Genomic DNA, 7,980 nt, shown 5'->3' with positions numbered 1-7,980 from the left:
CGGCATCGACCGGCACATCCGTTTCCGCACCAAGGTGATCGCGGCCGATTGGGACAGCGCCGCGGCGCGCTGGACGCTGACGCTCGAGCAGCGCGACGCGTCCGGCTCCACCGAGACACGCACGCTGACCTGCGGCTTCCTCTACACCTGCGCCGGGTACTACAACTACGACCAGCCGTACGCGCCGCAATTCCCCGGCATCGCGTCGTTCACGGGCCACGTGGTGCACCCGCAGTTCTGGCCCGAGGACTTCGACTATCGCGGCAAGCGCGTCGTCGTGATCGGCAGCGGCGCGACCGCGGTCACGCTGGTCCCGGCGATGGCGGAGCAGGCGGAGCTGGTGACCATGCTGCAACGCTCGCCGACCTGGATCAGCGCCGTTCCCGGCCGGGACAAAGTGGCCGACAGGATCCGCGATCTGCTGCCGCCGCGGCCGGCGCATCGGTTGATCCGCACCAAGAACATCCTGTTCGGCATCGGCTTCTACCAGTACTGCCGTCGCAGGCCCGAAGCCGCGCGCAAGCTGCTCACCGGCCTCACCACGCGCATCCTGAAGGACGAGAAGGCCGTCGCCGAGCACTTCACGCCCAGCTACAACCCGTGGGACCAGCGTCTGTGCGCCGTCCCGGACGCGGACTTCTTCAAGGCGATGAAGAAGGGCAAGGCCGAGGTCGTCACCGATCACATCGACACCTTCGTGCCGGAGGGTATCCGGCTGAAGTCCGGCCGGGTGCTGGAGGCGGACGTCGTGATCACGGCGACCGGTCTGCAACTGCTCGCCTTCGGCGGCATCGCGCCCAGCGTCGACGGTGTGCGGGTCGACTTGTCCGAGCAGTTCGTCTGGCAGGGGGCCATGCTCACCGGCGTGCCCAACTTCGCCGTGTGCATCGGATACACCAACGCGTCGTGGACGTTGCGCGCCGACCTCACCTCCCGGCTGGTCTGCAAGGTGCTCAACCACATGGATCGCAAGGGCTACGCCGCCGTGGTCCCCGAGCCGCGGGGCACCCTCGAGGAACACCCGCTGCTGGATCTGGCCTCCGGCTACATCCAGCGCTCCATCGGCGACTTCCCCCGGCAAGGCGGCCGTCATCCGTGGAAGGTGCGGCAGAACTACCTGCTCGACTCGGCCACCACGCTGCGCACCGACTTGGACAAGACGCTCACCGCGACGCCGAAATCGGCGGTCCGGCGACCGGTGCCCGTGGCCTGACCCCCGACCGGGGGCGGCGGTCAGCGTGACCGGAGTACGACGATGCCCGGGGTCGACCGCACGTACTCGGCGAAGGGCGAGTCCACCACCTTGTCGTTGCCCGCGAGCGAGGACGCGTTGCGGAAGACCGGACCGGCCTCGGTCATGACGAAAATGCCGACGTGGGTCACGTCCAGCCCCGGTTGGTCGGCGTAGGCGCCGATGTAGTCGCCGGTGCGCAGCCCGCTCACGACGTCTTGGCCGACGGCGGCGCTGGGAATGTAGGTGATCGCGCGATCGACAACGGGCAGCCCTTGCAGATACGCGCCGCCATCGGCTCGGGCGTTGAGATGCTTGGCGACGGTCACCGCCGCGGGGCTCAGCGTCGCCGTGATGTCGGTGGCCGCGACTTCGGCGACGTTCGACCAGTCGGTGAAGAAGTGCTTGCGCTGCTGGAAATCCACTCGGCCACCGGCGTAGCGGGTCCGGATCAGGTCGGCCGTGAAACGGTCGCGGTCGGTGGCTCCGGTGAGCGCCTCGACGTAGTCGAGCAAGGTGAAGCAGTCCACCCGGCGGAAGTCGATGACCAGCTGTTCGGGCTGGGTCGCCGAGCCGACGAGCATGTTCGCGCCGTAGGGCGTGCCGAGGAAACGCCGTGACAGCAGCTCGATCAGGTCGGCCTTGCTCGCCGAGGCGGGCGCCTGAGCGCGCAGCGACAGCAATTCCTCGAGCTTTCGCGCGGTGACGTCGTCCAGATTCACGGCCCCCGGAGTGCCGAGTGCCACGGCCGGTGCCGACACCGCGGCGCAGGCGAGAGCCACGAGGACGAGCAGTACACGAGCGATGGTGCGCAAGACGCCTCCAGCAGCGGGATCGGTCGATCGGGACCAGCGACACCCCACCGTAGCCCGGAGGGGCACGAGGCGTGCCCGCATCACCCTAGCGCTGTCCAAACACCCCTACTGGTGGACTGATCGCCGGGCCACGCGATGGTGGCCCGAACGTCCCACCGAAAGGGTTATCCGACATGACGAGAATCGTTCGAGCCTCCCTTGCTCTCGGCGGCCTGCTCGCCGCGGGTGCGCTGCTGGTTCCGGCGACCGCCTCCGCGCAGCCGCAGCCGGGCGGACTGCTGGAGACGACGTGCAGCTTCGCGCAGATCGACGCGGCCGTCCACGCCCAGTTCCCCGACGTCGCCGCCCGGCTCGACGCGCACCCGGAACGGAAGGCGAAATTGCAGGAGTTCCTCGGTCTTCCGGTCGAGCAGCGCAAGCAGCGCGCCAAGGAGTTCCTGGATCGGCACCCGGAGGCCAAGGTCGAGTTCGAGGAGCACCGGAACTCGCCGCAGGCGCAGCAGCACCGCGAGAAGATGCGCGTCATCGCCGATACCTGCCACAACTACTGAGCGCGGTGCGGGTGAGGTGTCGGACTCGCCCGCACCCCGCTAACCCTGGGCCCGCGGCAGGTCGACGGTGACCACGAGGCCGCCGTCCGGTCGTGCCACCGCCTGGACCGTGCCCCCGTGGGCTTGCGCGACCGAGCGCACGATCGATAAGCCGAGCCCCGCGCCTCGGGTATCGGAATCGGCCAAGCGCTGGGCGGTGGAAAGCCTGCGGAACGGTTCGAAGAGACTGTCGACTTCGAATGCGGGCACCGGCCGACCGCTGTTCACCACGGTGAGCACCGCGCGGTCGCCGGTGGTCCGGCTTCGGATGGTCACCCAGCCGTTCTCGGGCAGGTTGTAGCGCACGGCGTTGTCGAGCAGATTGTGCACGAGGCGTTCCAGCAGCAGCGGATCTCCGAGTACGGGCGCGGCTTCCAGATCGGCGGTGATCTCGGCCCCGGGGCGCTCGGCCCACGTCCCGACCGCGTCGGCGGCGATGTCGGCGAGGTCGGCGTTGCGGTGTTCGGTCAGCCGCTGTTCGCTGGTGGCCAGCACCAGCAGGCCATCGATGAGCCGTTCGTGCCGACGGTTGACCTCCAGGAGGGTGGCGCCGAGCCTGCGAGTGGACTCGGGCACGTCGGGGTCCTCCAACGCGACCTCGATCAGCGTCCGATTGATGGTCAGCGGTGTGCGCAGCTCATGGGAGGCGTTCGCCACGAACCTGCGCTGTCCGTCGAAGGCGCGGTCCAAGCGCTCCAGCATCGCGTCGAAGGTGTCGGCCAGATCCTTGATCTCGTCCTGCGGTCCGTCGAGGGCGATGCGCTCGTGCAGGCTGGTGTCGGCCACGCGCCGCGCGGTCGCGGTGATCTGCTGCAACGGATGCAGGGCGCGCCCGGCGAGCAACCAGCCGAATCCGCCCGCCGCGATGCCCACCGCGCCGAGGGATACCAGCGACCACACCAGCATGGCGCGCAACGTGTCCCGCCGGTTGCGCTGGGCCTGCTCGCTCAGCGCCTCGAGCAGTCCCGTGGCGACCGGACCTCGGTTCCGCTCCGCCCGCTCGATGAGGTACTCGCGCACCACTTGCTGCGCACCGCCACCGGGCCGCCGTTCCAGCGACTGGTTCAGGTAGAAGTACATCAACGCGATCAGTACCGCGCCTGCCAGGAAGAACGCCGTCGCGTACAGCAGCGTGAGCCGCAGCCGGATCGTGCGCCCGCTCATCGGATCCGGTAGCCCACGCCGGGCTCGGTCTCGATCAGCCCCGGATCGCCCAGCTTCCGCCGCACGTTCATGATCGTGTACCGCACCACGCCGGTGAACGGGTCGATGTGCTCGTCCCATGCCTTCTCCAGCAGCTGCTCGGCCGACACGACGCCGCCCTCGGCGCGCAGCAGTTCGGCCAGCACCGCGAACTCCTTGCGCGAGAGGGTGATCGGTTCGCCGTTCTTGGTCACGGCGAACCGGTGCGGGTCCAGCCGGATGCCGGATCGTTCCAGCACCGGGGGAGCGGCACTGCGCGCCCGCCGCCCGAGCGCCTGGATCCGGGCGACCAGCTCGGCGAACGCGAACGGCTTGGTCAGATAGTCGTCCGCGCCCAGCCCAAGACCGGCTACCCGCTCCGCCACGGCGCTCGCGGCCGTCAGCATCAGGATCCGGGCCGAGCCGCCGGACTCGACCAGCGTGCCGCACACCGCGTCACGGGAGACGCCGGGCAGATCCCGGTCAAGGACCACCACGTCGTAGTCGTGCACGCCGGTGCGCTCCAGCGCCGCGGCGCCGTCGTACACCACGTCGACCGCCATGGCATGCCTGCGCAGCCCGTCGGCGATCGCGTCGGCCAGCAATCTCTCGTCCTCGACAACAAGCACCCGCACCCCGCCATCGTGCCCTCTTCCGCTGTTGGGTGGACGTTGGTTCGGCCCGGCGGGCAGGTCTGGGTAGGCTCGCGCACGACCCGGCGCACCCGACTCCCGAGGAGAGACAGGCCATGGCAGGCGACTGGAACACCCAGATCATCGAGGAATTTCGCGCCAACCAGGGCAAGGTCGGCGGCCCCTTCGCCGGCCGCGAGTTGCTCTTGCTGACCAGCACCGGCGCCAAGTCGGGTCGCCCGCACACCAATCCGCTCGCGTTCATTCGCGACGGCGGCGACATCGTGGTGATCGCCTCCAAGGCGGGCGCCCCCACCAATCCCGACTGGTACCACAATGTGCGCGCCAATCCGGAGGTCACGCTCGAGATCGGCACCGAGACGCTCGAGGCGACCGCGACTCCGGTCACCGAAGGCCCGGAGCGCGATCGCCTCTACGCCGCGATGGTGGAGGTGATGCCCGGCTTCGCCGAGTACCAGGACAAGACCGACCGGGTGATTCCGGTCGTCAAGCTGACGCCGCGCTGAGCGGACTCACCCCGCACCCACCGAGGACAGCAGCATGGGTGCCGAAGGGAAGCGTCAGCCCGCCGTGATCCCGGTGATCAGCGTTTGATCCGTACCGGTACGGGTGGTGATGAACTGCGTGAAGGTGTTCGCCTCTTCGCCGGGAAACTGCTGTGTCAAGCGGACTTCCCACCGTGCCTGGCCGTCGGGGCCGTCGCCGGCCCGGGAAATCTGCACACAGTAGCGAGTGCCCGCCGGCACCTGATTGATGCCGCGCTGAATCTGATCGGCGGGTGATACCGCCGCGTCGGGGGCGACCACCGCGCGGGCACGGTACCCGGACCGCTCGGCGTAGTAGGCGTACTCGAAGGCGAAGATGGCGTCGGGGCCGTTGCCGGTGCCGCCCGGGTCGGTGCCGGAAATGACGTCGGCGGTGCGTTTCTGCTCGCACCCCGGCGTGGCGATGGCCCATGGCGGCCTGACCCGTGAGGTGGACGTCGAGGTGGTCGGCGCGGGCCCGGCCGCGCGCGGCGGCGAGGTCGCCGCCGTTTTGCGCGAATTCGCCTCGGAACCGTAGATCATGGCCAGGCCGATGGAGACGGTGGCGATCACGATGCCGAGCACGATCAAGACGGTCAGCGAGCGGTTGCCGCGCTGCTGGTCGGTGCGCCGCGGCCGGCGCACCGGTGTGCCGGGATGGAGGCCGGAGCGATTGACGATGGCGGGGGCGGTGACGTGGCCCTCCTCGGCCGCGGCCCGCACGGGCTCCGCGGGTGCGCTGCGCTGCTGCGGGGCCGCGGGTTGCGGCGGGCGCGCGGCGGCAGGCGCGGGTTCGAGCCATTGCTCCCATTCGCCGAGTCGGGGCCGGCTATCTTGCCGCTCCGGCGGGCGCGGTGGTTCCGGCGCCTCGTACTGCGGCTCGCGACGACGAATCTGCTTGCGGCGGCCGGGCGAACGACGTCGCTTGGCCGGCTTGGCCGCGGGGATGCGCAGCATCGGCAGACCCGTGTCGAACGGATTGGCCTGGCCCGCTTCCTGACTGGGATGCTCCCGGTCAGGGGGTGTCATCGTCGAATTCGCCCAACACCGGTACGACCGCTGTCACCGCGGACGGAATGGTCACGCCGAGTTGTCCGTCGCGCGGCTTGTGCTCCTGGTCTTCGCCGCCCGGCGGCGGAGCGGGCGGCACCACCATGCCACCGGTCGGGCCGGGATGAGTGGGATGGTCCGGGCTGCTCGCGGGCACGGGCGGTGTGGAGTCGACGGCGGGCGGCGCGACCGCGGGCGCGGGCCTGCTCTCCGGCTTCGGCGCGTCCGCCCGCGCGGCGGGCGCCGAGTTGCCCGGCGGGATCACCGAACCCGGGCCGCTGGTCGACGGCTTGTGCTCCGGCGACCCGCCGAAGTCGAACATTTTCGACGAGTTCTTCGAGTCGTCGCCGTTCGTGCCGGAGTTGGTGGTGGAGCCGGGGTTGATCAGTTCCGGGATCGCCTTGTCCGCGGCCGCCGCGACGGTGTCGATGCCGTGGATGCCGACTTCGGCGATCTTGTCGATGATGTGCGTGCCGATGTCGACGCCCGCGTTGATGGCCGTGGTGCCGAGGTCGACCCCCGCGGAGATGAGTGCCTGCTGCAGTTGGAGCTGCGCGGCCATGGCCGGGTCCATGGGCTGTGTGGTGGCGGGTGTCGTGGCGCCGGGCACGACTTGTCCGCTGTTTCCCGGATAGACGGCTTGGCCCTGGCTGACGCCGGACGGTGTGGTGACCGTGAGCGGCCCCATCTCGTCGAGTCTCCTGGTGTGGTCGTCCATTTCGGTGCGCGCGGCCGTCACGGTGGTGAGCGCGTCGCGCAGCGCCTGGGTGGCGCGGGTGATGACGGCGTCGGTCTCCGGGGCCGAGGTCGCGTTGTCCAGGATCTCCCGCGCGTCGCGCCGGAAGTCGGCGATGATCTGGTCGACGCGCCGCGCCGCGCGCCCTGAGGTGGCGTGCGCGTCGGCGAGCACGGACAGATAGGCCGGACCCCGATCGGAGATGTCGCCGATCTGGGTCTGGGTGGTGCGCATCGCGGGCACCGCGTTGTCGGCGGCCTGCGAGGTCCAGGTGGATTCCAGTGCGTGCAGGCCTTCGCGGTGCGGGCCCTCGGTGTCGGCCGCCTGGGTGGATGCGGCCGAAAGCGCCCCGGTCGCGGCGGCGCTCGGCACGCCGACACCGGTGCCGAGCGAGGAGCGCAGCGTCAGCAGCGGTTTGACCAGCGCGGCGACGATCGGCGGATCGACGCCCGGTTCGGTGCTCAGCGGCTTGGCGGTCTCGGCGGCGGGCTGGGTGGTGTGCGCGCGTTTGCGCAGTCCCATCAGACTTCTCATGCCGGTGCCTCCCCGGACCGGGTGATCGCGCTCGCCGTCGCGGCGTCGACACCCTGCGCGTTCTCGCTGTAATCGCGCAGCACCCGGCCGTAGGCGCCGACCAGTTGTCCGGCCGTCGACAACGCTTCGGCGTGTTCGGATACGGCCGCGGAGAAGCGCGCCGCGAATTCCGCGCCGACGAGGCCGAGATCGGCGGCCAGTCGTTCCGGATCCACCGCGCCGGAGGCGACCGTGGCCGCCGACGCCAATTGTTTCGACACCGCGTCCGCGATCGCGGTGTAGGCGGCCACCGCCGCCGGGTCGAGCTCGAGCGTGCCCACTGTTCCCCTCCCGGATCCCAGTCTGTCGCTACCGCGCCATGATTCACCGCCAAGGGTACTGTGCCGGAGGCCCGCTGTGCGCCCGTTCCTTGGTGGTCGGTTCCGCTCGCAGACCACTCTTCCGTGTGTCCGGCGTTCCGCGTGGCGCGGGCGCGAGCCAGGAGCGTCCACGGACTCGGCACAGCGCGCCGGCCGACAGTCCTGTTCACGAGCCCTGCTGAGCCCCTTGCCGATCCGGCCGCGATGGCGTCCACCTGAGCGAACGCGTACGTATCGAGATTGTTATTCGGAACAACAAATTAGCTGTTGTGCGCTGCATCACAGTCGAATATGTTGCTGTGAACA

Annotated in this window: 9 protein-coding genes; 3 read left to right on the top strand and 6 right to left on the bottom strand. The window is 69.9% G+C overall.

The window, feature by feature from the left end; genetic code table 11:
• The coding region (locus ON21_RS20635) for a flavin-containing monooxygenase (RefSeq protein WP_039799946.1) at nucleotides 1-1,213 on the top strand (1,213 nt) is incomplete at its 5' end.
• 20 nt (nucleotides 1,214-1,233) lie between these two features.
• Here the strand turns inward: ON21_RS20635 and ON21_RS20630 are convergent.
• The gene (locus ON21_RS20630; protein ID WP_039799945.1) at nucleotides 1,234-2,046 is read right to left on the bottom strand and encodes a DUF1460 domain-containing protein; all 813 of its coding nucleotides are present in this window, start codon (nucleotides 2,044-2,046) and stop codon (nucleotides 1,234-1,236) included.
• A gap of 173 nt (nucleotides 2,047-2,219) precedes the next feature.
• Here ON21_RS20630 and ON21_RS35930 point away from each other — a divergent pair, with 173 nt between their 5' ends.
• Entirely contained in the window at nucleotides 2,220-2,597 is a 378-nt protein-coding gene (locus ON21_RS35930; protein WP_051021135.1) for a hemophore-related protein, read from the top strand.
• 39 nt (nucleotides 2,598-2,636) lie between these two features.
• On the opposite strand, the gene ON21_RS20620 is transcribed toward ON21_RS35930, so the two are convergent.
• Both ON21_RS20620 and ON21_RS20615 read right to left on the bottom strand, forming a co-directional pair.
• The gene (locus ON21_RS20620) at nucleotides 2,637-3,800 is read right to left on the bottom strand and encodes a sensor histidine kinase (protein WP_039799943.1); all 1,164 of its coding nucleotides are present in this window, start codon (nucleotides 3,798-3,800) and stop codon (nucleotides 2,637-2,639) included.
• Nucleotides 3,797-4,453: a response regulator transcription factor gene (locus tag ON21_RS20615; RefSeq protein ID WP_039799942.1), complete on the bottom strand. Its 657-nt coding sequence runs from the start codon at nucleotides 4,451-4,453 to the stop codon at nucleotides 3,797-3,799. The genes ON21_RS20620 and ON21_RS20615 overlap by 4 nt, the downstream gene beginning before the upstream one ends.
• 113 nt (nucleotides 4,454-4,566) lie before the next feature.
• Between ON21_RS20615 and ON21_RS20610 the strand changes: the two genes are divergently transcribed.
• Nucleotides 4,567-4,977, top strand: coding sequence for a nitroreductase family deazaflavin-dependent oxidoreductase (locus ON21_RS20610; RefSeq protein WP_039799941.1), 411 nt, complete (start codon nucleotides 4,567-4,569; stop codon nucleotides 4,975-4,977).
• Between the two features lie 54 nt (nucleotides 4,978-5,031).
• Here the strand turns inward: ON21_RS20610 and ON21_RS35925 are convergent, their stop codons facing one another.
• Genes ON21_RS35925 through ON21_RS20595 form a run of 3 tightly spaced genes read right to left on the bottom strand, consistent with a single transcriptional unit; the run spans nucleotide 5,032 to nucleotide 7,635 of the window.
• A complete protein-coding gene (locus ON21_RS35925) occupies nucleotides 5,032-6,024 on the bottom strand; it encodes a DUF8176 domain-containing protein (protein ID WP_051021133.1) in 993 nt (330 codons plus the stop codon).
• Nucleotides 6,011-7,315, bottom strand: a complete 1,305-nt coding sequence (locus ON21_RS20600; RefSeq protein ID WP_039799940.1) for a hypothetical protein — start codon at nucleotides 7,313-7,315, stop codon at nucleotides 6,011-6,013. The genes ON21_RS35925 and ON21_RS20600 overlap by 14 nt, the downstream gene beginning before the upstream one ends.
• Nucleotides 7,312-7,635 (bottom strand): hypothetical protein, encoded by a 324-nt coding sequence (locus tag ON21_RS20595; RefSeq protein WP_039799939.1) that lies wholly within the window; start codon nucleotides 7,633-7,635, stop codon nucleotides 7,312-7,314. The genes ON21_RS20600 and ON21_RS20595 overlap by 4 nt, the downstream gene beginning before the upstream one ends.
• Nucleotides 7,636-7,980: the final 345 nt, after the last annotated feature.

This window comes from Nocardia araoensis NBRC 100135 (assembly GCF_000308435.1).
GTDB lineage: Bacteria > Actinomycetota > Actinomycetes > Mycobacteriales > Mycobacteriaceae > Nocardia > Nocardia araoensis.
Note: the sequence above shows the minus strand (reverse complement) of the source record. Positions and strands in the feature narration are given on the sequence as shown.